The 232-nt window shown below is 70.7% G+C and carries 1 protein-coding gene; it reads right to left on the bottom strand.

All coding sequences use genetic code 11. The annotated features are described in order from the left end of the window. Positions 1–232 (bottom strand): AIR synthase-related protein (locus tag QN345_RS20400; RefSeq protein WP_323509279.1); only part of this gene is annotated, 232 nt, incomplete at both ends.

The raw sequence follows: 232 nt of genomic DNA on the forward strand, positions 1-232 counted from the left end.
GGGGAGGGTGGAGCTGTGGCGGGAGCGGAGGTCCGCGAGGGAGACCGTGAAGACGTCCTGCACCTCAAGAGCGTCGAGGGTGTTGTCGGTGACGCCGATGCGCAGCACCGGGTACCCGCGGCCCTCGCAGAGGCCGAGGAACTTCACGTCGTCCTCGCGCGGCACCGAGACGATGACGCGGCCGGCCGACTCCGAGAACAGGGCGACGGATGCGTCGATCCCGTCCCGCTCG

This window comes from Cryobacterium sp. 10I1, from assembly GCF_035019805.1.
GTDB lineage: Bacteria > Actinomycetota > Actinomycetes > Actinomycetales > Microbacteriaceae > Cryobacterium > Cryobacterium glucosi.